Source organism: Streptomyces sp. 3211.6, assembly GCF_003634815.1.
GTDB classification, from domain to species: Bacteria; Actinomycetota; Actinomycetes; order Streptomycetales; family Streptomycetaceae; genus Streptomyces; species Streptomyces katrae_A.
The window spans coordinates 1,220,878-1,243,430 of record NZ_RBXC01000001.1; the positions used below are offsets into that span (position 1 = coordinate 1,220,878).

At 74.0% G+C, this 22,553-nt stretch carries 23 protein-coding genes; 8 read left to right on the forward strand and 15 right to left on the reverse strand.

Translation table 11 applies throughout. From position 1 onward, the window contains the following. Positions 1 to 192 precede the first annotated feature (192 nt). Positions 193 to 705: an SRPBCC family protein gene (locus BX286_RS05745; protein WP_079424348.1), complete on the forward strand. Its 513-nt coding sequence runs from the start codon at positions 193 to 195 to the stop codon at positions 703 to 705. A gap of 25 nt (positions 706 to 730) precedes the next feature. Here the strand turns inward: BX286_RS05745 and BX286_RS05750 are convergent, their stop codons facing one another. Further along, positions 731 to 1,891, reverse strand: coding sequence for a PLP-dependent cysteine synthase family protein (locus BX286_RS05750; RefSeq protein ID WP_079424350.1), 1,161 nt, complete (start codon positions 1,889 to 1,891; stop codon positions 731 to 733). A gap of 199 nt (positions 1,892 to 2,090) precedes the next feature. Here BX286_RS05750 and BX286_RS05755 point away from each other — a divergent pair, with 199 nt between their 5' ends. Next, positions 2,091 to 2,636 (forward strand): ATP-binding protein, encoded by a 546-nt coding sequence (locus BX286_RS05755; protein WP_079424352.1) that lies wholly within the window; start codon positions 2,091 to 2,093, stop codon positions 2,634 to 2,636. 39 nt (positions 2,637 to 2,675) lie between these two features. Here BX286_RS05755 and BX286_RS05760 read toward each other — a convergent pair whose 3' ends face one another. Together BX286_RS05760 and BX286_RS05765 are read right to left on the reverse strand one after the other, a co-directional pair. After that, positions 2,676 to 3,974, reverse strand: coding sequence for an ROK family protein (locus BX286_RS05760; protein WP_261993367.1), 1,299 nt, complete (start codon positions 3,972 to 3,974; stop codon positions 2,676 to 2,678). 43 nt (positions 3,975 to 4,017) lie between these two features. Then, positions 4,018 to 4,674 (reverse strand): alpha-ketoglutarate-dependent dioxygenase AlkB, encoded by a 657-nt coding sequence (locus BX286_RS05765; protein ID WP_121014670.1) that lies wholly within the window; start codon positions 4,672 to 4,674, stop codon positions 4,018 to 4,020. A 36-nt stretch (positions 4,675 to 4,710) separates the two neighbouring features. Between BX286_RS05765 and BX286_RS05770 the strand changes: the two genes are divergently transcribed. Beyond that, positions 4,711 to 5,454 carry a maleylpyruvate isomerase family mycothiol-dependent enzyme gene (locus tag BX286_RS05770; RefSeq protein WP_121014671.1) on the forward strand — a complete coding sequence of 248 codons (744 nt, stop codon included), beginning with the start codon at positions 4,711 to 4,713 and terminating at the stop codon, positions 5,452 to 5,454. A gap of 103 nt (positions 5,455 to 5,557) precedes the next feature. Here BX286_RS05770 and BX286_RS05775 read toward each other — a convergent pair whose 3' ends face one another. The 5 genes from BX286_RS05775 to BX286_RS05795 all read right to left on the reverse strand — a co-directional run bounded on the left by BX286_RS05775 (position 5,558) and on the right by BX286_RS05795 (position 8,905). Next, positions 5,558 to 6,025: a hypothetical protein gene (locus BX286_RS05775; RefSeq protein ID WP_079424361.1), complete on the reverse strand. Its 468-nt coding sequence runs from the start codon at positions 6,023 to 6,025 to the stop codon at positions 5,558 to 5,560. Between the two features lie 2 nt (positions 6,026 to 6,027). Beyond that, positions 6,028 to 6,372 (reverse strand): hypothetical protein, encoded by a 345-nt coding sequence (locus BX286_RS05780; protein WP_079424363.1) that lies wholly within the window; start codon positions 6,370 to 6,372, stop codon positions 6,028 to 6,030. Between the two features lie 10 nt (positions 6,373 to 6,382). Continuing rightward, entirely contained in the window at positions 6,383 to 6,526 is a 144-nt protein-coding gene (locus BX286_RS37380; protein ID WP_237292634.1) for a hypothetical protein, read from the reverse strand. Between the two features lie 410 nt (positions 6,527 to 6,936). Beyond that, entirely contained in the window at positions 6,937 to 7,911 is a 975-nt protein-coding gene (locus BX286_RS05790) for a spherulation-specific family 4 protein (RefSeq protein ID WP_121014672.1), read from the reverse strand. A gap of 295 nt (positions 7,912 to 8,206) precedes the next feature. Beyond that, positions 8,207 to 8,905, reverse strand: a complete 699-nt coding sequence (locus BX286_RS05795) for a TetR/AcrR family transcriptional regulator (RefSeq protein WP_079424367.1) — start codon at positions 8,903 to 8,905, stop codon at positions 8,207 to 8,209. 161 nt (positions 8,906 to 9,066) lie between these two features. On the opposite strand from BX286_RS05795, the gene BX286_RS05800 reads away from it, so the two are divergent. Further along, a complete protein-coding gene (locus BX286_RS05800; RefSeq protein ID WP_121017582.1) occupies positions 9,067 to 9,525 on the forward strand; it encodes a nitroreductase/quinone reductase family protein in 459 nt (152 codons plus the stop codon). A gap of 166 nt (positions 9,526 to 9,691) precedes the next feature. On the opposite strand, the gene BX286_RS05805 is transcribed toward BX286_RS05800, so the two are convergent. After that, positions 9,692 to 10,882: a geranylgeranyl reductase family protein gene (locus BX286_RS05805; RefSeq protein WP_079431569.1), complete on the reverse strand. Its 1,191-nt coding sequence runs from the start codon at positions 10,880 to 10,882 to the stop codon at positions 9,692 to 9,694. 267 nt (positions 10,883 to 11,149) lie between these two features. Between BX286_RS05805 and BX286_RS05810 the strand changes: the two genes are divergently transcribed. After that, the gene (locus BX286_RS05810) at positions 11,150 to 12,514 is read left to right on the forward strand and encodes a dipeptidase (RefSeq protein ID WP_079424369.1); all 1,365 of its coding nucleotides are present in this window, start codon (positions 11,150 to 11,152) and stop codon (positions 12,512 to 12,514) included. Between the two features lie 114 nt (positions 12,515 to 12,628). After that, positions 12,629 to 13,324, forward strand: coding sequence for an MBL fold metallo-hydrolase (locus tag BX286_RS05815; protein WP_121017583.1), 696 nt, complete (start codon positions 12,629 to 12,631; stop codon positions 13,322 to 13,324). 343 nt (positions 13,325 to 13,667) lie between these two features. Here the strand turns inward: BX286_RS05815 and BX286_RS05820 are convergent, their stop codons facing one another. After that, the gene (locus tag BX286_RS05820; RefSeq protein WP_100865293.1) at positions 13,668 to 14,699 is read right to left on the reverse strand and encodes an NUDIX hydrolase; all 1,032 of its coding nucleotides are present in this window, start codon (positions 14,697 to 14,699) and stop codon (positions 13,668 to 13,670) included. A 194-nt stretch (positions 14,700 to 14,893) separates the two neighbouring features. Between BX286_RS05820 and BX286_RS05825 the strand changes: the two genes are divergently transcribed. Beyond that, a complete protein-coding gene (locus BX286_RS05825) occupies positions 14,894 to 15,883 on the forward strand; it encodes a LacI family DNA-binding transcriptional regulator (protein ID WP_261993617.1) in 990 nt (329 codons plus the stop codon). Here the strand turns inward: BX286_RS05825 and BX286_RS05830 are convergent. Continuing rightward, the gene (locus BX286_RS05830) at positions 15,873 to 16,067 is read right to left on the reverse strand and encodes a hypothetical protein (protein ID WP_079424375.1); all 195 of its coding nucleotides are present in this window, start codon (positions 16,065 to 16,067) and stop codon (positions 15,873 to 15,875) included. The two genes, BX286_RS05825 and BX286_RS05830, sit on opposite strands and share 11 nt — an antisense overlap. A 147-nt stretch (positions 16,068 to 16,214) precedes the next feature. Here BX286_RS05830 and BX286_RS05835 point away from each other — a divergent pair, with 147 nt between their 5' ends. Further along, the gene (locus BX286_RS05835; RefSeq protein ID WP_079424377.1) at positions 16,215 to 18,239 is read left to right on the forward strand and encodes a WD40 repeat domain-containing protein; all 2,025 of its coding nucleotides are present in this window, start codon (positions 16,215 to 16,217) and stop codon (positions 18,237 to 18,239) included. Between the two features lie 29 nt (positions 18,240 to 18,268). Here BX286_RS05835 and BX286_RS05840 read toward each other — a convergent pair whose 3' ends face one another. The 4 genes from BX286_RS05840 to BX286_RS05855 form a co-directional block, all read right to left on the reverse strand. Continuing rightward, positions 18,269 to 19,567 (reverse strand): DUF6986 family protein, encoded by a 1,299-nt coding sequence (locus tag BX286_RS05840; RefSeq protein WP_121014673.1) that lies wholly within the window; start codon positions 19,565 to 19,567, stop codon positions 18,269 to 18,271. 170 nt (positions 19,568 to 19,737) lie between these two features. Next, positions 19,738 to 20,712 (reverse strand): electron transfer flavoprotein subunit alpha/FixB family protein, encoded by a 975-nt coding sequence (locus BX286_RS05845; RefSeq protein ID WP_079424380.1) that lies wholly within the window; start codon positions 20,710 to 20,712, stop codon positions 19,738 to 19,740. Positions 20,713 to 20,768: 56 nt separating this feature from the next. After that, a complete protein-coding gene (locus BX286_RS05850; protein ID WP_079424382.1) occupies positions 20,769 to 21,554 on the reverse strand; it encodes an electron transfer flavoprotein subunit beta/FixA family protein in 786 nt (261 codons plus the stop codon). A 214-nt stretch (positions 21,555 to 21,768) separates the two neighbouring features. Next, positions 21,769 to 22,317 carry a flavin reductase family protein gene (locus BX286_RS05855; protein ID WP_237292636.1) on the reverse strand — a complete coding sequence of 183 codons (549 nt, stop codon included), beginning with the start codon at positions 22,315 to 22,317 and terminating at the stop codon, positions 21,769 to 21,771. Positions 22,318 to 22,553 lie beyond the last annotated feature (236 nt).

Sequence of the window (22,553 nt, forward strand, 5' to 3'; positions counted from 1 at the left end):
AGGGGCCTCCGCGGGGAGGGCGGCGGATCGGGGCCCGGAGCGGCGGGCGGGTTCGGGCCGCTTCCAGCATCCCGCGCCAAGAGGCCGCTGCCCAGGCCCCGTTCGCGTGACGGTATCGAGGACATCTGACGGCCAGCCAGATATCGTGGGCGCCACCGTGCCCGCCGTCGCCACACCACAGGGGGAAACGCCATGACCCGCCGACTCCGCCCCGTGGGGCTGGACTTCCTCGACCGGGCTCCGGCCCGTCTCGTGTTCACGGCCAGGGCGGCGGCCCCGCCGCAGGCCCTGTACCGGGCGCTCGCCGAGGACGTGACCGGCTGGCCGGCCTGGTTCCGGGCGGTGTCGCTGGCCCGGCCCACCGGGGGCGGTGCCGGGCGGGAGGTCAGGCTGGTGGGCGGGGTGCGCTTCCAGGAGACGGTCGTGGCCGCGGAGGCTTCGCGGCGCTACGCCTACCGGGTCGACGAGACCAACGTCCCCGGGCTGCAAGCCCTATTGGAGGAGTGGCTGCTGGCCCCGGCCGCCGGGCCCCGCTCCCCCGGCGACCGCTCCCCCGGCACCCTCGTGCGCTGGACCTTCGCGGCCGACGGCCCGGCCCCCCTGCGCCTCGCGCTGGCGGCCGCCCGCCCGGGGCTCGGCCACTCCTTCCGTACGGCGGTGCGCACCCTCGACGCCCGCCTGACGGCCGCCCCGAGCCGCGGCTGAGCCCCTTGGCGCACCGTGCGCGGCCTCAGGCCCGGGGCTCTGCCCAGGTGCCGGTCTCCAGCAGCGTCTCGATCGTCTTCGCGTACGGGGCGATGTCGAGGCCCTGCGCCGCCAGCCACTCGTCCGAGTAGTACTTGTCGAGGTAGCGGTCGCCCGGGTCGCACAGCAGGGTCACGACGCTGCCCGTGCGCCCCTCCGCCACCATCTCGGAGACGATCTTCAGGGCGCTCCACAGCCCGGTGCCCGTGGAGCCACCGGCCTTGCGCCCTATGGCCTGTTCGAGGGCGCGGCAGGCGGCGACGCTCGCCGCGTCCGGGACCTTCATCATGCGGTCGATGGCGCCGGGCACGAAGCTCGGCTCCATCCGGGGCCGGCCGATGCCCTCGATGCGGGAGCCGCAGTCGCTGCTCGCGTGCGGGTCGTGGTTCGTCCAGCCCTCGAAGAAACAGGAGTTCTCCGGGTCCGGGACGCAGATGCGGGTGTCGTGCTGCATGTAGTGGACGTAGCGGGCGATGGTGGCGGAGGTGCCGCCGGTGCCGGCGGTCGCCACGATCCAGGCGGGCTCGGGGTAGCGCTCCAGGCGCAGCTGCTGGTACATCGACTCGGCGATGTTGTTGTTGCCGCGCCAGTCGGTGGCCCGCTCCGCGTACGTGAACTGGTCCATGTAGTGGCCGCCGGTGCGGGCGGCGAGGTCGGCGGACTCCTCGTACATCTTCATGGAGTCGTCGACGAAGTGGCATTCGCCGCCGTGGAATTCGATGAGGCGGCACTTCTCCGGGCTGGTCGTGCGCGGCATGACGGCGATGAAGGGCACGCCGATCAGCTTGGCGAAGTAGGCCTCGGAAACGGCGGTGGAGCCGCTGGAGGCCTCGATGACCGGGCGGCCGGGGCGGATCCAGCCGTTGCACAGCGCGTACAGGAACAGCGAGCGGGCGAGGCGGTGCTTCAGGGAGCCCGTCGGGTGCGTGGACTCGTCCTTGAGGTAGAGGTCGATGCCCCAGGCCTCGGGCAGCGGGAAGCGCAGCAGGTGCGTGTCGGCGCTGCGGTTGGCGTCCGCCTGGACCTTGCGCACGGCCTCCTTGAGCCAGGCGCGGTATTCGGCGTCGCTGCGGTCGACGTCGACGGTGGTCGTCGTCACCGCGGCCGTGTTCGAGGCCGGCGTAGCGGTGGTGCCGGTGGTGCTCATGCGCCCTGCTCCTTTGTCGGTTCCAGTGCCCCCTCCTTTCGAAATGTACCCCCCTCACCTGCGCAAACGGTCACTTTGGGTTTCTATGCGGATCGCTTTCGGTCGCGTTCGGTTGCACGCGGCGCGACGGTGGGTGACCCTTGAGATTGCGTCACCGAGGGTGCAGCACCCGTAACACTGATGTCGGGGAGTCGCAGCCGTGATCACACATTCCCGCAGGCACTGCGTCGTGGAACTGCAGGCCCTGCCCGCGCGGATCGGCCAGGTCCGCAGGATCGTCTCCGCCCAACTGCGCCACTGGCAGCTCGATCCGCTCATAGACCGGGCTGCGCTCGGCGTGACGGAGCTGCTCAGCAACGTCCACCGCCACGCGCAGCCCGACAAGGTCTGCACGGTCGAGATCGAACTCCGCCTCGGACGGCTGACCGTCTCCGTCCACGACAGCGATCCGCGGCTGCCCGTGCTGCGCGAGGCCGGTGGCCTGGAGACCTGCGGCCGCGGGCTGGCGCTCGTGGAAGCGGTCAGCGAGGCGTGGGGGGCCCGCCACCGGCCGGACGGACCCGGCAAGGTGGTCTGGTTCTCGATGCGGGCCGCCCCCGCCCCGGCGGCGCCGCCGCACACGGTCCGTATCGGCGCGAAGAAGCCCGTACGGGAGCCCGCCCGGGCGGTGATCGGCGCCGTGGACGCACATCCCGTCGTGACGGGCGTGCCGGCGTCGGTGTCGGTCGGTACCCGGCCCGGGTGACGCACCCCCGGCCCGCCCGCCGGCCCGGCCCGCAGCGGCTCAGGCCGCGGTGCCCAGCGTTCCCAGCGGATCGTCGAGCACCGGCTGCCAGGCCAGCTCCGCCGCCCCGACGAGGCTGTTGTGGTCGAGGGTGCACGGCAGGATCGGCACGCCCCCGCTGCGCCCCCACAGGCTCCGGTCCGCTACCACGGCGCGCAGCCGCTCCGGGTCGGCGTACAGCAGCTCGCGGTGGAGCCCGCCGAGGATGATCCGGTCCGGGTTCAGGATGTTCACCAGCCCGGCCAGGCCCAGCCCGAGCCGGTCGATGAGCTCTTCGGCGGCCGCCCGTACCGAGGGCTGCGCGTACTCGGCGCGCAGCAGGTCGCGGGCCTGCTGGAGCAGGGACACCTCGGGACCCGGCGTGCGGCCCGCCGCGGTGAGGAAGGCCAGCGGGTCGGCCTCCACGTCCAGGCAGCCCCGGCTGCCGCAGTGACAGGGCCGGCCCTCGGGGTTGACCGTCAGGTGGCCGACCTCCAGGGCCAGGCCGGAGCTGCCGCTGTGCAGCCGGCCGTCCAGCACCAGCGCGCCGCCGACCCCGCGGTGGCCGGTGGCCACGCAGAGCAGGTGCTGCGCGCTGCGGCCCGCCCCGTGGCGGTGCTCGGCGAGCGCGGCGAGGTTCACGTCGTTGCCGGTCAGGGCCGGTCCGTCGATCCCGGCCGCCTTCACGCACTCGGCGAAGATGGCCCGGACGGGTGACCCGGCCGGCCAGGCCAGGTGCAGCGGGTTGAGGGCCGTGCCGTCGGGCTCGGCGACCGCCGAAGGCACGGCGAGGCCCGCGCCGATGCAGCGCCGGCCCGACGCGGCGAGCAGCTCCGCCCCCGCCCCGACGACGGCGCCGAGCACCTGCGCCGGGTCGGCGGAGACGGTGACCTTGCCGGGGGCGGTGGCCACGATCCGTCCGCCGAGGCCGACGAGCGCGGCCCGGAACCCGTCCGAGTGCACCTGAGCGGCCAGCGCCACGGGCCCGTTCTCGTCGACGGCGAGCCGGTGCGAGGGGCGGCCCTGGGCGCCGCCCGCGCCACCGGGGCGGGAGTCGACGCGGATCAGGCCGAGGGCTTCCAGCTCGGCGGCCACGGCCCCGGCGGTGGCCCGGGTGACGCCCAGCTCGGCCGTCAGCACCGCGCGCGTCGGGGCCCGGCCCGTGTGGACGAGTTCCAGCGCGGGGCCCAGGGCGCTGCGGCCCCGTTCGAGCTTGCTCTTCGTGGAGACCGAGGAGGACGTGGAGGACGGGGAGGCCGGGGAGGCCGTGGGAGCCGTGCTCTCGTCCCCCACCCCCGGCGGGGCGCCGTTGCCGTTCATGCAGCGATCCTCGCATGATCGGGGAGGTGCCCGGCGCCCCGGCCTACGCTCCCGGGCCGCCGACCCGCAGGGTGACGTTCAGCCGCCCGGTCAGCCCCAGTGCGGGCGGGGCGGTGCCGGGCAGGACCTTGGGCACCCCGTGGTAGGCGAGCCGGCTCGGGCCGCCGAAGACGAACAGGTCCCCGCTGCGCAGCTCGACGTCCCGGTAGGGGCGGCCGCGCGAGGCGGTGTTGCCGAAGCGGAAGAGGCAGGCGTCGCCGAGGCTGAGCGAGACGACGGGGGCGGGCGAGCGTTCCTCGGCGTCCCGGTGCATGCCCATGCGGGAGTCGGCGCCGTAGAAGTTGACCAGGGCGATGTCGTACGCCTCGGCGGCCGGCGGAGGCGTGCCGTAGGCGTCGGTGACGGCCCGCCGCCCCAGCTCGGCGAGCCAGGCGGGCATCGGCTTGACGGGGGCGCCGTCGCCGTCCACGGCGGTGGGGGCGTAGCCGTACGGGTACCAGTGCCGCCCGAGGCACACCTGCCGGGCGGTCATCGTCCCGCCGCCGGGGGTGTGGACGGTACGCAGCCCGGCCGGCGGGCGGGCCCAGGCGCGGCAGGCCTCCAGGAGCTCGCGCTGGCGCCGCGGCCCGAGCCAGTCGGGCAGGTGCACGGCGCCGGGTGCGACCTCGGTCCGCTCGCGCGCGAAGAGTTCACCGTCCATCCCTCCATTGTCAGGGGCTGCTGGCACACTCGGGGCATGAAGATCAACGAGTACGTGGAAGCGCTGGCGCGGGAAGGCGAGCTGCTGGCGGACGAGGCCGAACGGGCGGGCACGGACGCCCTGGTGCCCACCTGTCCCGAGTGGCGGGTGACCGACCTGCTGCGGCACACGGGGGCGGTGCACCGCTGGGCGGCGGGGTACGTGACGGACGGGCTGGTGGAACCGGTGCCCTTCCCGGCGGCGCCCGAGCTGGTGGGGGCCGAGCTGCTGGCCTGGTTCCGGGAGGGGCACGCGGGGATAGTGCGGGCCCTGAGCGAGGCGCCGGCGGAGCTGGTGTGCTGGACCTTCCTGCCGACGGCGCCGCCCTCGCCGCTGGCGTTCTGGGCGCGGCGGCAGGCGCACGAGACGGCCGTCCACCGCTTCGACGCCCAGGCGGCGCGGGGCGTGGCCTTCGGCGAGGTCACCCCGGAGTTCGCGGAGGACGGGGTGGACGAGCTGCTGACCGGCTTCCACGCCCGGCCGCGCAGCCGGGTGCGGACCGAGGAGCCGAAGGTGGTGCGGGTCCGGGCGGCGGACACGGGCGCGGTGTGGACGGTCCACCTGTCGAAGGAACCGGCCCGGACGGTCCGGGGGGACACGGGCGAGCCGGCGGACTGCGAGCTGACCGGCCAGGCGTCCTGGCTGTACGCGGCCCTGTGGAACCGCCTCCCCCTGGCGGGGCCGGGGGTGACCGGCGACGTGACGCTGGCCCGGCTGTGGCAGGAGACGGCGGGCATCTGAGGGCGGAGACCGGCGGGAGCACGGCGCCCCGCCGGTCGCCCCGGTCACGCCGGTCGCCCCGGTCCGCCGGTCACGCCGGTCCGCCGGTCCGCCGGTCCGCCGGTCACAGTCTGAACAGCACCCCGCGCCAGGTCCATCCAGCGCCGAGGACGGCCTTCTGCAGCGGGACGCGCATGTCCCGGGTGCCGAAGCGGAACGTCTCGACCTTCTGCCGGCTGCCGTCCGCCGCCTTCCTGACCTCCCACTGCCGGTACACCATGTCCGCGGGCCCGCGCCCGTACTGCCGGTTCGCGCCCTCGGAGGTCGGCGCCCACCGCTCTTCGAGGACCCGGACGGCGTGCGCCCCGGCGTCCAGGCGCATCCGGGTCCTGAGGGTGACGTCCAGCGCCGCGATGACGCACTCCGCGACCAGATCCGCGCCGCCGTCCCCCGGGGTGGCCTCGCGCACGGTGAACCGCGCGTCCGGTCCGGCGGCCGCGAGCAGCGCGGCACGGACCTCCTCGGCGGGCTTGCGTGCGACACCGGCGCGCGGGTGGGCCGTGCCGGTCAGCTTGTCCCTGAGCCGCCCCATCGCTAGGCCTCGTTCCCGGTGCCCGGGCGGACCGAACTCACGAAGTCCTGGAAGTCGCCGAGGACTTCGTCGTGCTGGCCCGCTGTGGCGGTGAGGACCAGCCGGACGACCGCACGCCTGCGCGGCTCCGCGACGTCCGCCATGGACAGGTACACCTGGGACTGGACGAGGGCGCGGCGCACGCCGCCGGCGACCGCCTGGAAGGCCAGCCGCTGGATCAGCGCGGGTGCGGTGTCGCCGTAGCGGGTCGCGGCCTTCTCCAGTTCGGCCGGCATCGCCTCCCACTTCCCGGCGGCCGTCGTCAGCAGGCTCAGGTCCGTGGTCATGACTTCGTGGTAGTTCAGCACCGCGGGCTCCTCACAGGTCGTTCAGCTTCGACTGCGAGGCACGGAACTGGTTGTGGATGCCCGTGTCGTTGCGCGCGAAGAGGCCGGAGGCGCCGCGCAGGGCGCTCTTCTCCGCCGAGAGGCGGCACATCAGGACCTTCACCTGCTTGTCCACAGGTCTCCGCCACGGCCTTCAGGCCCGCCGCCGTCTCCCAGCCGTCGAAGCCCTTCTGGGCCGTGCTGGTGGCGTCGTCCGCGACTTCGGCGGCCTTCTTGGTGTTCGGCTCCAGCTCGGTCTCGATCGTGCCGGCCGCATCCTGCTTCTGCTTCGGCGTCGAGGCGAAGTCCCCGGGCCCGGAGCCGAGTCCGGGCACCGGCCCGGGCGCGGGACCGCCGGAGGGCTCCGCCGGCAGGTGGTCCAACCGCATGCCGGTCTGCTCGTCCGTGCCAGCCGCCTGCCCGTCGGCCGCCTGTGCGTGGCCGGAATCATTCGACATGTTCACGCCTCCCCCGCCGGAAGGCACTGATCATATGCATGGCCGCTGTCCACGGCGCAAAGAGCCTGGCGCCGGGGGGCGGCCGGATCTAGCCGAGGGCGGCGGCGTAGCCGGTCTGGGCCTGGTATCCCCAAGCGGGCGCCGTGTCCCAGGGGTTGGGCATCGCCGCGCTGGTCGCGTAGACGTAGCCGGCGCCGCGCGCGAAGGCGGTGGCGAGGATGGTGCGCATGGCAGCGGGATCCGGGACGTCGTGGACCAGGTGCCAGAACGCCGTTCCGCTCGGGTCGAGTTCGGCTCCCGGGCGGTAGGCCCCTGCCGCGTCGAAGACGTTGCCGCCGGGCCAGTCGCCGGAGGTGTAGTCCGCGTACGCGCCCTCGTAGGTGACGAAGACGTCGGCGGTGCGGTGGCCGGGTTCGAGGTAGCAGTCGGCCGTGGCGGTGCCGGGGTTGTCGACGACCAGCTCGGGGACGTCCGGGGCCACGGAGTGCATGGTGTCCTGGACGTAGCGGCGCAGGGCCGCGTAGTGGTCGCGGGTGGCGTTGCCGGGGCCGCACTCGCGGCTGACGACGTCGAAGAAGATGCCGTCGACGTGGAGCCCGCCGTCGGAGGTCCTGAGGTAGTTGTCCACGGAGGCTCGGACGGCGGCGGGGTCGCGGTCGCCGCGGTCGGTGTGGACGTAGCCGAGGACCTTCGGCCGCTCGCCGGTGGCGGTGGTACCGCTGCGCAGGGCGTCGGCGCGGGCACGCCAGGAGGAGTCGAACGGGGCGTCGCCGTTCCCGGGGTTCAGGACGACGACGGAGGCGGCGGGGGCGGTGGCCGTGAGCTCGGCCAGCACCGGGTCGTCGGCCCACACGTAGGCGGGGACGGCGATCTCCAGGCCGCGCACACCGGGGGTCCGGGGCGGGCGGGCCGCCACGGGCGCGGCCGGCCCGGATCCGGCGGAGGGTCTGGAGGGCGGCGGCGGTTCGGCCGAGGCCGTCACCGCCGGGGCGGGCGCGGCGAGCAATCCGGTCAGCAGGACGGCGCAGAGGGCCTTCAGAGCGCGGGCGGGGGCCAGGGCCATGACTGTTCCTCCGACGGCGGCAGGGGCGACCCGAGGAACAGTAGGCGCGCGGTCTGGCCGTGAGCGCCGAACCGCCGTCATCCGTATGAGGAACAGACAACCGAATCGTCACCTCATCCCGTGAATCCGGCCGTCGGCCGCCGGCGGCCACGCGGGCGCCGCACGGCCGGCGGACACCGCGAGACCACGCGGGCATCGCGAGGGCACGCGGGAATCGCGAGGGCACGCGGGCATCGCGAGGGCACGCGGGCATCGCGAGGGCACGCGGCACGGCACGGCCGGCGGCGGGACGCCGTCAGAGTGCGGGCAGGCCTACCGCGTGCGCCAGTTGGCCGGCGGCGTGCGCGAAGAAGGCCTCGCGCTCTTCGACCACGTTCTCGAACTGGCCGAACAGCTCGAAGGAGACCAGTCCGGCGAGCTGCGCCCAGGCGGCGACGAGGGCGGCCGTGACCTCGGGGGGCAGGCCCTCGGCGAAGTCGGCCGTCATCCGGCCGGCCTCCGCGCGCAGGGCGGCGGGCAGTGGGGGCAGGGCGAGTCCACGGCCCTCGTGGGCGGAGCGGAGGATGGCGACGAGGACGTTGGCGACGCGGGAGGCGGGGACGATCGTGTCCTGGGGGGCGCTGTAGCCGGGGACGGGGGAGCCGTAGATGAGGGCGTACTCGTGCGGGTGCGCGAGCGCCCAGGCGCGGAAAGCCTCACAGACGGCCGTCCAGCGGGCACGGGGCGCGGCGCCGGCGGCGAGGGCTGCCGCTCCGGCCGCCTCGGCAGCGGCGCCCACGCTGTCGTACGCGTCGATGATCAGCGCGGTGAGCAGCTCGTCGCGGCTCGGGAAGTAGCGGTAGAGGGCGGAGGAGACCATGCCCAGCTCGCGGGCGACGGCGCGCAGCGAGAGCTTGGCGGCCCCCTCTTCCGCGAGCCGGCGGCGCGCCTCGTCCTTGATGGCGGCGGTGACCTCGATACGGGCCCGTTCCCTGGCCCCTCGCACGGTGCTCATGCGGATCAGTGTGACATACACGTGGAGCAGTGCACAAAAATCGGAGCACCGCACTCTTGAGAGAGCACTGCTCTTGCTTTGGTGCACCGATCCGTGCACACTGATCTCAAGAGAGAGCAGTGCTCTCGCAATCACAGTCCGACATCGCCCCGGAGGCCACCGTGAACGCGTCCACCCCGCACTACATCAAGGCCGGCCCGCTGGAGACCCGCCTCAACTCGCTCTTCGGCAAGCTCGCCCGTCTCGGCATCAGCCTGGCCGGCACCGCGGAACTGTCGGTGCGCGGCCGTACCTCCGGCAAGATGCAGCGCATCCCGGTCAACCCCCACACGTTCGAGGGCGCCCAGTACCTGGTCTCGGCCCGCGGCCACTCCCAGTGGGTCCGCAACATGCGCGTGGCGGGCGGCGGCGAGCTCCGCCTGGGCCGCAAGGTCCGCCCGTTCACCGTCACCGAGCTCACCGACCCGGTGGAGAAGGCGGCCGTGCTGCGCGCCTACCTGGAGAAGTGGGGCTGGGAGGTCAACCGGTTCTTCCAGGGCGTCACGGCCGAGTCCACGGACGCCGAACTGCAGGCGGCCGCCGGGGACCACCCGGTCTTCCGCATCGCGGTGACCGGCTGATCCCCGCAGCCCTGCCTCGCGGCCCCGCAGCCCTGCCTCGCGGCCCCGCAGCCCTGCCTCGCGGCCCCGCGGCCCGGACTCGCGGCCCCGGCCCCCCGGCCCGGCGGCGCGCTGCTCGCCGTCGCGCCCCCGCCGCCAGCCCCTCCGGCCCCCAGCCCCGCTGGCGTCAGCTCCGGCCGCTCCGCGCCAGACGGGCGTCCAGCAGGTGCAGCGCCTTGCGCGCCATCGGATGCGTGCGGACCAGGTCGGCCAGGTTCGTGGACCCGCGCGTGATCCCGGCGAAGGCCTTCCAGGCGGGCCGCAGCCCCGTCAGCGCACCGTGCATCAGCCCCGGACGGGACTCGAAGACGGTCAGCATCCGCTTGCCGACGCTCATCTCCACGCCCAGCCCGGCCTTGACCGCGAAGGCGTAGTTCAGCGCCTGGCGCCGCGCGTCCACGGCGTCCTGCGCCTCGGCGATCTTCGCGGCCCACTCCCCCGCGAGCCGTCCCGAACGCAGCGCGAAGGAGATCCCCTCGCGGGTCCACGGCTCCAGCAGACCGGCCGCGTCACCCGCCACCAGCACCCGGCCGCGCGACAACGGGGACCCGGGCTTGCGGCAGCGCGTCAGGTGCCCGGAGGAGACGGCCGGCTCGAAACCGGCCAGACCCAGCCGCGCGACGAAGTCGTCCAGGTACCGCTTGGTCGCGGCCCCCTCGCCCTTCGCCGAGATGACGCCGACGGTGAGCGTGTCGCCCTTGGGGAAGACCCACCCGTAACTGCCCGGCAGCGGACCCCAGTCGATCAGGACGCGGCCCTTCCAGTCCTCGGCCACGGTCGCCGGGACCGGGATCTCCGCCTCCAGCCCGAGGTCGACCTGGTCCATCTCCACCCCGACGTGGGCGCCGATGCGGCTCGCGCTGCCGTCCGCGCCGACCACCGCCCGGGCCAGCACGGTCTCCCCGTCCGCGAGAACCACCGCGACCGTGCGCCGGTCGGGCACCGACGCGCCGTGCTGCTCGACCCGGCTCACCGCCGTCCCCGTGCGCAGCACCGCGCCGGCCTTCTCGGCCTCCGCGACCAGCGCCGCGTCGAACTCGGGCCGGTTGATCAGCCCGAACAGCATGCGCTTCGAACGCCGGGTCCGGGTCAGCTTCCCGTCCAGGGAGAAGGTCACCGCATGGATCCGGTCCTTGAACGGCAGGACGAAGCCCGGCGGCAGGGCGTCGCGCGAGGGACCGATGATGCCGCCGCCGCAGGTCTTGTAGCGGGGCAGTACGGCCTTCTCCAGCAGCAGGACGCGCCGCCCCGCGCTCGCCGCCGCGTACGCGGCCATCGCCCCGGCCGGGCCGGCGCCGACCACGACGACGTCCCACACCTCGCCGGTGCCGTCGGCCGGGCCGTCGCCCGCCTGCCCGTCCCGGTCCTGGGCGGCCCCGGCCGCCTGCTCCGCTTCCGTTGCGGATCCGCCGTCAATGCTGTCGTCGCTGGTCACGATGGGCTGCTGCTCCTGATCACACGTTGCTCCGATGCCGGGAAGATCCTACGGCGCGCATCCCGCTCGTCCTGCTGTGCGAGGATCGAGCGGACCCCGCCGTACCCGGCGTACACACCGCACAACGTCGCACCCACGAGGAGCGTGCCCATGTCGCAGAATCCGATCGCCGAGACCGTCGCCTCGCTGATGCCCCGCGCCAAGGCGGAGCTGACCGAGCTGGTGGCGTTCCAGTCGGTCGCGGACTGGGCGCAGTTCCCCAAGAGCGAGAGCGAGGGCGCCGCGAACTGGGTGGCCGACGCCCTGCGCGCCGAGGGCTTCCAGGACGTGGCCCTCCTCGACACCCCCGACGGCACGCAGTCGGTGTACGGCTTCCTGCCCGGCCCCGAGGGCGCCCCGACCGTCCTGCTGTACGCGCACTACGACGTGCAGCCGCCGCTCGACGACGCCGCCTGGATCTCCCCGGCCTTCGAGCTGACCGAGCGCGACGGCCGCTGGTACGGGCGCGGCGCGGCCGACTGCAAGGGCGGCTTCATCATGCACCTGCTGGCCCTGCGCGCGCTGAAGGCGAACGGCGGCGTACCGGTCTCCGTGAAGGTGATCGTGGAGGGCTCGGAGGAGCAGGGCACCGGCGGCCTCCAGCAGTACGCCGAGGCCCACCCCGAGCTGCTGACCGCCGACACGATCGTGATCGGCGACGCGGGCAACTTCCGCCTGGGCCTGCCGACGGTGACGGCCACCCTGCGCGGCATGACGCTGATCAAGGTCAAGATCGACACCCTGGGCGGGAACCTGCACTCCGGGATGTTCGGCGGCGTCGCCCCCGACGCCCTGGCCGCCCTGATCCGCCTGCTGGACTCGCTGCGCTCCGAGGACGGCTCGACGACGGTGGACGGCCTGGCCTCCGACGCGGTGTGGGAGGGCCTGCAGTACCCCGAGGCGGACTTCCGCGCCGACGCGAAGGTGCTGGACGGGGTCGAGCTGATCGGTGAGGGCACCATCGCGGACCGGCTGTGGGCCCGTCCGGCCGTCACCGTGCTCGGCATCGACTGCCCGCCGGTGGTCGGCGCGACCCCCTCGGTCCACGCGAGCGCCGGCGCGCTGATCAGCCTGCGCGTGCCGCCGGGCGTGGACACCGCCGAGGCCATCAAGCTGCTGGAGGCGCACCTGATCGCGCACACCCCGTGGAAGGCGAAGCTGGAGCTGGAGGTCGTCGGCCAGGGCCAGCCGTTCCAGGCGGACACCTCCAGCCCGGCGTACGCGTCGATGGCCGCCGCCCTGCGCGAGGCCTACGACGGCCAGGAGATGCAGATCAGCGGCATGGGCGGATCGATCCCGCTGTGCAACACCCTCACCTCCCTCTACCCGCGGGCCGAGATGCTGCTGATCGGCCTGAGCGAGCCGGAGGCGCAGATCCACGCGGTCAACGAGAGCGTCTCCCCGCAGGAGCTGGAGCGGCTGTCGGTGGCCGAGGCGCTGTTCCTCGTCAACTACGCGGAGTCCAAGCGCGCCTGACGCCAAGCCCGTTGACGGACGCCCGGGGCGCGCTGCGCCCTGGGCGTACTCTGCTACCGGCGAAGTCACGTGCGCAGGACCGGTCATGGCGCATACGTTCGCCCCATGGACAACTTGGATCTTGTCGAAGTACTCCCCGGCCGGCTGCACATGCTGCGTTTCCCCATCGGGCAGGCCTACCTCTGGCAGGACCGGGGCGGGGAGGCCCTGACCCTCATCGACTCCGGCCCGGCCGGGGCGGCCGACGCGATCGAGGGGGCGATACGTTCCCTCGGGCTCGCGCCGGAGCGGCTGGAGCGGATCGTGCTGACCCACTGCCACCGCGATCACGTCGGCTCCGCCGGTGAACTCGCCGCCCGCCGGGGCGCGGAGGTGCTGGCGCACCGGCTGGACGCGCCGGTGGTACGGGGCGAACTGCCGGTGCCGGAGCCGGTGCTGCTGGACTGGGAGATCCCGTTCTACGAGCACGGCATGACGGTCCCGGAGGCCCGGCCGACCCGGGTCGACCGGGAGCTGGAGGACGGCGAGGTACTGCCCTTCGGCGGCGGCGCGGTGGTGGTCCACTCCCCCGGGCACACCCCGGGCAGCATCGGCGTCCACCTCCCGGAACACGGGGTGCTGTTCACCGGGGACTGCGTGGCGGGCGTGGGCCAGGTGATGCTGGGCGTCTTCAACACCGACCGCGCCGAGGCCATCGCCTCCTTCCGCCGCCTGGCCGCCCTGTCCCCGTCGGTGGCCTGCTTCGGGCACGGCGACCCGCGTACGCAGGACACGGCGCGGGAACTGAAGGAGGCGGCGGAGGCCGCCTGACCCCGGCCCCGCCGCCCGCAGCGGCCCCCTGCCCGCCCTCCCCCGTTCCCGGGGGCTCCGCCCCGGCCCCCGGCACCGGACGCTCCGCGCGCGGTGCGCCCGGACTCCCCTGGCTGCCGCCGGGGGCGGAGCGGGGACGGTGCGGGAAGACGGCCCCAGCGGCAGCCGGCCCGGCCCGCCCGGCATGGCCAAGAGCCGCCCCCGCCCGGCCCTCCCGGCAGGCCTACGGCGTGGGCCGCCCCGCCCCGCAGGGCTACAGCGTGGGCCAGCCCGGCCCGCCCCGCAGGACTACGGCGTGGGCCGCCCCGCCCGGCAGGGCTAAGGCCCGGCCCGCCCCGCAGGGCTACGGCGTGGGCCGGCCCGCCTCCAGGTACAGGGCCCGCCCCCGCTCACGTGCCCGCAGCGCCCACCGCAGCCGCTCGTACCGCTGCACCGGCAGCATGTCCGCGGCCTCCGCCTCCGTGACGAACCGCCAGGCCCTCAGCTCCGGCCCCGGCAGCCGCAGCCGCCCGGCCTCCGCCTCCGACAGCCGGCCCCCGTCGAACAGCAGCCGCAGCCCCCCGTAGGCCGGGGACCGGGGCGCCTCCCAGTCGACCACCAGCAGCTCCGGCACCCGGTCCAGCGCCAGGGACAGCTCCTCCGCGACCTCCCGTACGCCCGCCCGCGCCGGCGCCTCCCCCGGCTCGACGACCCCGCCCGGGAACTCCCAGCCCGGCTTGTACGTCGGATCCACCAGGAGCACCCGGTCCCGGTCGTCGAAGAGCAGGACCCCCGCCGCCACCGTCTCCCGCGTCGGCTCCGGGGTCTGCACGATGTCGCAGACCGCCGCCGTGTCCGTGGTCACGGCCTCGGCGATCCGCTGCGCCGTCTCCCGCGCGGTCAGGCGCCCGTTGTCGATGACGTGCGCGTCGGCGGAAAGCCAGCCCAGCGCCTGCCGGTACTCGGGAAGCCGGTCGCAGGCCCCCTGCCGGGCCCGCTCCTGCCCCTCCCCCGCTCCCTTCCCGCGCCGGGCGATCCGCTCACGCAGGATCGTTTCCGCCGGGGCCAGCAGCACGTGCCGCACGGGGATCCGGCGGGCCGCGAGCGCGCCGAAGATCTCGTCCCGGTACTCCTGCCGCAGCAGCGTCATCGGCACGACCAGCACCCCGCCCACCTCCGCCAGCAACGCCGCCGCCGCGTCGACGACGAGCCGCCGCCAGCTCGGCAGGTCCTGGTGGTCGTCGACCTCCGCGAGGCGTTTTCCCGGCAGGAGGCGGCACAGCGCCTCCCCGATGAGCTCCGGGTCGTACAGGGTGCTGTCCGGCAGCAGTGCGACCAGTTCGCGGGCCGTACTGGTCTTCCCGGCGCCGACAGCACCGTTGATCCAGACAATCACGTCTACCCCTCTCCCATTGGCTCGCCTCCGAAGCCCCCAGTGGCTTGCCCTCCTCACCCTGCCACGGAAACCCGCTCTCCGGCCGAGTGCATATCCTCGGGGTCAGAGCGCCCCGCCGCCCCGCCTCCGGAGGTCTTCCCGCCGTGCCGCAGAACCGCCCCCCGTCCGAACCCCGTTACGGCACCCGGCCGACCATGAAGGACGTGGCGGCCCGGGCGGGCGTCGGCCTGAAGACGGTGTCCCGGGTCGTCAACGGCGAGCCGGGGGTGACCCCGGACACCGAACGGCGGGTCCAGGACGCCATCGACGCCCTCGGCTTCCGGCGCAACGACAGCGCCCGCGTCCTGCGCAAGGGCCGGACCGCCACCGTCGGCCTGGTCCTGGAGGACCTGGCCGATCCCTTCTACGGTCCCCTCAACCGGGCCGTCGAGGAGGTGGCGCGCACCCACGGCGCCCTGCTGATCAACGGCTCCAGTGCCGAAGATCCGGACCGGGAACGGGAGTTGGCGCTCGCACTGTGCGCCCGCCGGGTGGACGGCCTGATCGTGATCCCGGCCGGCGACGACCACCGCTACCTGGAGCCGGAGATCCGGGCCGGGGTGGCCACGGTGTTCGTGGACCGCCCGGCGGGCGGGATCGAGGCGGACGTGGTGATGTCGGACAGCTTCGGCGGCGCCCGGGACGGGGTGGCCCACCTGATCGCCGCCGGGCACCGGCGGATCGGCTTCATCGGGGACCACCCCCGCATCCACACCGCCACGGAACGCCTGCGCGGCTACCGCGAGGCGATGGCGGGTGCGGGCCTGCCGGTGTCCGGATCCTGGGTCTCCCTCGGCTCGACGGCCCCGGAACGGGTGGCGGCGGCGGCCGGGGCGATGCTGGCGGGCCCGGAGCCGGTGACGGCCGTCTTCGCCGGCAACAACCGGGTCACCGTCACCGTCGTACGGGTCCTCGCGGCCCTCCCCCGGCCCGTGGCGCTGGTCGGCTTCGACGACTTCGAACTGGCCGACCTGCTGCGCCCCGGGGTCACGGTGATCGCCCAGGACCCGGCGGCCCTGGGCCGGGTGGCCACGGACCGCCTCTTCCAACGCCTGTCGGGCACGGCCCTCCCCCCGACCCGCACCGTCCTGCCGACCCGCCTGATCCCCCGCGGCTCGGGCGAACTCCCCCCGTTCACCGGATGACCCCCCGCAACCCGGGCACGGCCCCGCAGGCGGCGGTGAGCCCGGCGAGAACGGCCAGAGCGGGCGGCATCCCGCCCAGGTAGCTCAGCCCGCCGGTGACGAGCCCGGCGAACAGGGCGCAGAGGAGCACGACGGCGGCGTGCAGGGTCAGGAAGGGCGGATCTGTGTCCGGGGGTGTGGTCATGCCCCGATTCCACCGCCCCGCACGCCGGCACGCCGCCCCCACCGGACGATCCCGGACCGCCTCCGGACACCGCCGGACACCGGTGCTGACCGGCACTGTCCGGGATCGTCCGGCGACGCGCGCAGCCCGGCCGTAACCTGTGCGGTGATGGACAGCGTGCGTGCATTCAGCGAAGAACTGGAGTCGTTCGCGGCGGACTTGCGGCGGCTGCGGCTCGACCGGGGCAACCGGTCGTACCGCGAACTCACCGCCCGTGCGGCGAAGTCCAAGACCGGGATCCGGCTTCCGGTGTCCACCCAGAGCGACGCTTTCCGCGGGGACGGCCTTCCGAGGCTGGACAGCCTGATGGGCCTGGTCCGGATCCTCCTCTCCTACGACGAGTTCGGCCAGGAGCGGCCCGTCCCGCCCCACAACTCCCCCGAGTTGGAGCACTGGCGCCGCCGCTGGCGCGACCTGGCCGCCCTGGCACCGCTGCGGCGCTCACCGGCACCCGCAGCGGTCGTGACGCAGGAGCGCGCACCCGTCCCCGCCTACAGGAGCAGGTTCACGCTGGCGCACGTGCTCACCACGCGGGCGGACAACAACTGGTGCGCGGCCTTCTCTCCCGACGGCCGGCTCCTCGCCGTGTCCGGATCACACGAGGACGAGGCAGTGGTCCAACTGTGGGATCCCGTCCGGGGAGTGGCCGTCGGTGAGCTCGCGGACAGACCCCTTGCCTTCTCGCTGGCGTTCTCCCCCGGCGGCCACCTCCTGGCCGTTGGAGACTGCGAGGGCGCGGTGACCTTGTGGGACACCGCGACCTTCGCACGGGTAGGAGCGCCCCTGCTCGGCCACGGCCGCTCCGTCGACGTGGTCGTCTTCGCGGCGGACGGCCGGACCCTGGTCACTGCCGACGACGAGATCGTCCACCGATGGGACATCACGACCGGAGAGCCTGCCGAATCACCTCTGTTCGGCGAGATCGAGGCGATGTTCTGCCGCCCCGATGGCAGCATCCTGGCCGCGCTCAGGACCAAGCACACACTGCGTCTGTGGGATCTCGCGAGCGCTGCGAGTGCCGGCAGACCTCTCATCGACAACATCGACGGACCCGTCGAGGCCACGTTCTCCCCTGACGGCGCCCTGTTGGCCACGACCTACGACCACGAGACCCTGCTGTGGTCCACCTCGACCAGCACCCTCGCGCGCAGGCTGCCCGAGGCAGCCGACAGTGGGGCCACCATGGCGTTCTCCCGGGACAGCCGCCTACTGGCCACCACGAGCGACCACGGCACCGTACGGCTCTGGGACCCTTCGACCGGGGCGCTCCTGGGCCCGCCCCTGGCGGAGTACAAGGGTCCGTTCGACCGGTTGGCCATGTCCCCCGACGGCCGCATGCTCGCTCTCTGCGGCGAGGCCGACACCCTCGTGGTGTACCGCGCGAAACCGGACGAGGAACCCCCGACTCCCCTGCCGCTGGCGGCACGGGCCCTCGACAGCGCCCTGCGCAAGCACCGGGCCGTGGCCCTGCCTCCCCTGGCGTCGGAAACCGGGGTTGCCCTGCGCCGGCTGGCCTTCTCGCCCGACGGCAGCCGTCTCCGGGTCCGCACCGAGGACGGCCTGATCCTCACCTGGGACCCGGCGGCGCGCGTCCGGCTGCCCGAAACCCTGGCCTCGCCATCGGGGCCGGACCTCTCCGCAGACGGCGTCCCGGCCAGGAGCGGGCTGGCCGCCGCGATCGGCGAGCGGGCGGCGCGGTGGGATCCGGCGGCCCCGGAAAGCGGCGGCCTGGAGCTGGAGGCCCACCTCAGCAGCGCCGGCGCCGTGGCCTTCTCCCCGGACGGCCGGCTGCTGGCGACCGGCGACGCCGGCGGACACATCGTGCTGTGGGACATGAGCACCCCCGAGGGCCCCGGCCGCCACCTATCCGGGCACACCGGAGCAGTGTGCGACCTGGCGTTCTCCCCGCAGGGGCACCGGCTCGCCAGTGCGGGCTCGGACGGCACCGTGCAGCTCTGGGACACCGCCACGGGTGAGGCCGCCACCGACCTGCCGCTGACCGGACACACGGGTGCGGTCCGGGGTGTCGCCTTCGCCCCCGACGCGAGCCTGCTGGCCTCCGCCGGGGACGACGGCACCCTGCGCTGCTGGCTCCTGCCGGCCCCGCACACGCCGACGGCCCGCCCCCGGTGATCCGGGGGCGGGCCGTCGGCACGGGTGGGTCAGGCGGTTGCCGTCAGGGTGGCCGAGCGGCGGGGGATGGCGAAGGCGTCCAGTTCGGAGCGGGTCAGGCCGGTCAGGGCGGTGACCTCCTCGGGGCCCACCGCGCCGCAGTCGAGGCCGCGGACCAGGTAGCCGGCCAGGGCCTTGGCGGTGGCGGGTTCGTCCATCACGTCGCCCTCGATCTTCGCCACGTACGCCTTCAGGCGCGCCGCCGCGGCCTCGAGGCCCTCGCGGTAGAAGGTGAAGACCGCCGCGTAGCGGGTCGGCAGGTGGGCCGGGTGCATGTCCCAGCCCTGGTAGTAGGCGCGGGCCAGGGCGCGGCGGGTCAGGCCGTAGTGGAGCCGCCAGGCCTCGTGGACCTGCTCGGTGGTGCCGACGGGCTTGACGTTCGTCGAGCCGTCGGAGACGCGTACGCCGGTGCCGGCGGCCGCGACCTGCATGATCGCCTTCGCGTGGTCGGCGGCGGGGTGGTCGCTGGCCTGGTAGGCGGCGGAGACGCCGACGCAGGCGCTGTAGTCGAAGGTGCCGTAGTGCAGGCCGGTGGCGCGGCCCTTGGCGGCCTCGATCATCCGGGCGACGGTGGCGGTGCCGTCGGAGGCCAGGATGGACTGGCTGGTCTCGATCTGGATCTCGAAGCCGATCCGGCCGGGGCGCAGGCCGCGGGTGGTCTCGAAGGCCTCCAGCAGCTTGACGAAGGCGCTGACCTGCTCGGCGTAGGTGACCTTGGGCAGGGTCAGGACAAGACCCTCGGGCAGGCCGCCGTGCTCAAGCAGGCCGGAGAGGAAGACGTCGGTGGTGCGGATGCCGCGGTCGCGGACGTTGGACTCCATGCACTTCATGCGGATGCCCATGTAGGGGGCGTTCGTGCCGTTGGCGAAGGCCTCCGAGACGAGGCGGGCGGCGCGGGCCGCGGCCTGGTCCTCCTCCTCGTCGGAGCGGACGCCGAAGCCGTCCTCGAAGTCCACGCGGAGGTCCTCGATGGGCTCGGAGGCGAGCTTGGCGCGGACGCGGTCGTAGACCGGGACGGCCAGTTCGTCGGAGATGCCGAGCACCTTCGCGAAGGTGGCCGCGTCGGGGGCGTGCTCGTCCAGGGCCGCGAGGGCCTGGTCGCCCCAGGAGCGGATGGTGTCGGCGGCGAAGACGTCGCCGGGTACGTAGACCGTGTGGATCGGCTGGCGGGTGCCGGGGTCGCCCGGGTAGTGGCGCGCGAGTTCCGCGTCCACCGGCGCGAGGGAGGCGCTGATGCCCTCGCTGACCGCGCCTGCGAGGCTCGTCGCCACCTTCTCCTGCTGACCCATCGTGCACTCTCCTCTTTTCCGCTTCACGGAAGCCTAGATCCGCATAGCAGAATTTAGTCACGGGGTTCCGCTCAGTCAATGGTCCCTCCGCCGCCTGGGACGAACGACTCGGGGCCGTGCGGTGACAATCACCACACGGCCCCGGAGGCAGCGGAAACGGCAGGTCGGGATTAGCCCTTGCGCGCCTTGATCTCGCCCGTCAGCTGCGGGACGACCTCGAAGAGGTCGCCGACCACGCCGTAGTCGACCAGGTCGAAGATCGGGGCCTCGGCGTCCTTGTTGACGGCCACGATGGTCTTCGACGTCTGCATGCCGGCCCGGTGCTGGATCGCGCCGGAGATGCCGGCGGCGATGTACAGCTGCGGGGAGACCGACTTGCCGGTCTGGCCGACCTGGTTGGTGTGCGGGTACCAGCCGGCGTCGACGGCGGCGCGGGAGGCGCCGACCGCCGCACCGAGGGAGTCCGCCAGCTCCTCGATGAGGTGGAAGTTCTCCGCGCCGTTGACGCCGCGGCCGCCGGAGACGACGATCGCGGCCTCGGTCAGCTCCGGGCGGCCCGTGGACTCGCGCGGGGTGCGGGAGACGACCTTGGTACCGGTGGCCAGGGCGCCGAAGGTGACGGCGAGCGCCTCGACGGCACCGGCGGCCGGGGCGGCCTCGACCGGGGCCGAGTTCGGCTTCACGGTGATGACCGGGGTGCCCTTGGACACGCGGGACTTGGTGGTGAACGACGCGGCGAAGGCGGCCTGCGTCGCGACCGGACCCTCGTCACCGGCCTCCAGGTCGATGGCGTCGGTGATGATGCCGGAGCCGATGCGCACGGCGAGGCGCGCGGCGATCTCCTTGCCCTCGGCGGAGGACGGGACGAGCACGGCGGCCAGGGAGCCCCCGGCGGACGCCGCGTCGTAGGCGGCCTGCAGGGCGTCGACCTTGGGGACGACCAGGTAGTCGGCGAACTCCGGGGCGTCGGCGGTGAGGACCTTGACGGCACCGTGCTCGGCGAGCACGGCGGCGGTGGCCTCGGCACCGGCGCCCAGGGCGACGGCGACGGGCTCGCCGACGCGGCGGGCCAGCGTCAGCAGCTCGAGGGTGGGCTTGCGGACGGCACCGTCCACGTGGTCGACGTAGACGAGAACTTCAGCCATGGGACTGCTCTCCTGCTTTACGAGGTGTCTGGGGGCTACTGGTGAGGCCGGAGCCCCTAGATGAACTTCTGGCCGGCCAGGAACTCGGCCAGCTGCTTGCCGCCCTCGCCCTCGTCCTTGACGACGGTGCCGGCGGTGCGGGCCGGGCGCTGTGCCGCGGACTCGACCACGGTGTAGGCACCCTGGAGGCCCACCTCTTCGGCGTCCAGGTCCAGGTCGGACAGGTCCCAGGACTCCACCGGCTTCTTCTTGGCCGCCATGATGCCCTTGAAGGACGGGTAGCGGGCCTCGCCCGACTGGTCCGTCACGGAGACGAGCGCCGGGAGGGAGGCGACCAGCTGCTCGCTCGCGGAGTCGCCGTCGCGGCGGCCCGTGACGGTGCCGTCCTCGACCTTGACCTCGGAGAGCAGGGTGACCTGCGGGACGCCCAGGCGCTCGGCCAGGATCGCCGGGAGGACGCCCATGGTGCCGTCGGTCGAGGCCATGCCCGTGATGACCAGGTCGTAGCCGGCCTTCTCGACGGCCTTCGCCAGCACCAGCGAGGTGCCGATGACGTCGGTGCCGTGCAGGTCGTCGTCCTCGACGTGGATGGCCTTGTCGGCGCCCATCGACAGCGCCTTGCGCAGCGCGTCCTTGGCGTCCTCCGGGCCCACCGTCAGGACGGTGATCTCGGCGTCGTCGGCCTCGTCGGCGATCTGCAGCGCCTGCTCGACGGCGTACTCGTCGAGCTCCGACAGCAGACCGTCGACGTCGTCGCGGTCGACCGTCAGGTCATCGGCGAAGTGCCGGTCGCCGGTGGCGTCGGGCACGTACTTCACACAGACAACGATCCTCAGGCTCACGCCGGCTCTCCTACCGCATCGTCTTTTACTGATACCGCTACTGATACCGCCTTGTGGAGGCAGCATAGGCGCCTTCCGGCGCGGATCCCGGTCGGGGCGGGCCCCGCTCCGAAGGGAATGTTACTCGTCAGTACACAGTGGGTCTTCCCCGGTTGCAAGGCCACTGAACTGTGATCTGGCCAACGCCGCCCGAACCGGTCCCAGCAGGGACGATTCAGTCGCGCAGCGCGTTGAAGCGGCCCTGGTGGTACAGCAGGGGCCGGCCCTCGCCGGCGGGGTCCCCCGCCACGGCCTCCGCGATGATCACACGATGCTCCCCTGCGGGCACCCTCGCCACCACGCGGCACACCAGCCACGCCAGCACCCCGTCGAGCAGCGGCACGCCGTGCGGACCGGTCACCCAGTCGGTGCCCGGCCCGAAACGGTCCGCCCCGCTGCGCGCGAAGAGCCCGGCGAGCTCGCGCTGGTGCTCCCCGAGTATGTGGACGCCCAGGTGGTCGGTGTCCCGAACGGCCGGCCAGCTGGAGGACCCGGTGCCGATGGTGAACGAGAGCATCGGCGGGTCGGCGGAGACGGAGTTGAGCGAGGTCGCGGTGAAGCCGGCCGGGCGGCCCCCGCTCTGCGCCGTGATCACGGCGACCCCGGCGGCGTGCCGGCGGAAGACGGAGCGCAGCAGTTCGGGCGAACCTGGCAGCGGGTCGCGGCCGGGATCGCCGAAGGGGGCGGCGGTGAGGGGCGCGGGCGGGGCCGTCGGGGCCGTCATGGGGGGGGCCTTCCTTGTGCCGCGGGGGTCGCGGGAGGGCGTTCGGGGATCGGGGGTCGGGGGCGTTCAGCGATCCCAACAGCGCGCGCTCGCGCATCGGCCGAGGTCCACATGGACCCGCCCGTGGAGCAGGAGTTCGTACCGCATGCCGCCAGCCTGGCGATCTCCCGTGTACACAGTCAAGCCGCAGCGGGCAGATGTCAGGCGCGTCACGCTGCGTGCGGGCGCGCGTACCG